Source organism: Mesorhizobium sp. M7A.F.Ca.CA.002.05.1.1 (genome assembly GCF_003998335.1).
Taxonomy (GTDB): Bacteria; Pseudomonadota; Alphaproteobacteria; order Rhizobiales; family Rhizobiaceae; genus Mesorhizobium.
Genome location: NZ_RZQI01001486.1, coordinates 1 through 770 on the forward strand (window position 1 = coordinate 1; position 770 = coordinate 770).

Genomic DNA, 770 nt, shown 5'->3' on the forward strand with positions numbered 1-770 from the left:
GACCACCGGATCGTCGGCATGGGCAACGCAGAAAATCAACTCGTAGCGCGGCCAATCGAGCGAGAAGGCGCGTTCCAGCGTCTCCTGCGTGAACGGCTCGACGCCGCGCGACGGCACGACGATCGACACCGGCCGCGGCTTGGCGGCCGGCGGCCCAATGGTGTGGCGCCGTTTCAGACGCGAAGCGGCGAGCACGATGCTGGCGAGATTCGAGAGGATGAGGACAGTTGAAAGCGTGGCGGCTATGAGAGTGAGTTCCATCGAGATCCGGTCACTCCAGGAAAACCGGTCCGCAAGATGGCCGGTTCAACAGTTCAGCAGAGCGCCCGAGTCGCGCATCACCAGTCCGCGCACACCATCATTGTCATATGTCACTTAAATGACATTCTTTGTCGGCACCTGCCCGCGAGGTCGGCCAGAGGAGGCTTCGGTCGGTTGACCTAACCGCACAGAGCGCCGAAAGTTCCGCTGGAACCGTTTTTTGGAGCCGCTTATGTATAGCGCCGTCACGCGCAACATCGAAGTGCAGGTCAGGCCGTTCTATCTGGAGGACCGCTCGGATCCCTCGGAGAACCGCTATGTCTGGGGCTATCAGATAACGATCGACAATCAGTCGGACGACTTCGTGCAGCTTCTGTCGCGCTATTGGCATATCACCGACGGCACTGGCCGGGTGGAGGAGGTGCGCGGCCCCGGCGTCGTCGGCGACCAGCCCGAACTCAATCCCGGCGACAGCTACCAATACACGTCCGGTTGCCCGCTCTCGACAC

At 61.7% G+C, this 770-nt stretch carries 1 protein-coding gene and 1 pseudogene; one reads left to right on the forward strand and one right to left on the reverse strand.

What is annotated here, in order from left to right:
* Positions 1-261 (reverse strand): annotated as a pseudogene (locus EN939_RS36545) (ceramide glucosyltransferase); the annotation flags it as partial.
* A gap of 232 nt (positions 262-493) precedes the next feature.
* Here EN939_RS36545 and apaG point away from each other — a divergent pair.
* Positions 494-770, forward strand: a 277-nt coding sequence (apaG, locus tag EN939_RS36550; protein ID WP_127272085.1) for a Co2+/Mg2+ efflux protein ApaG, incomplete at its 3' end; no start/stop codon positions are given.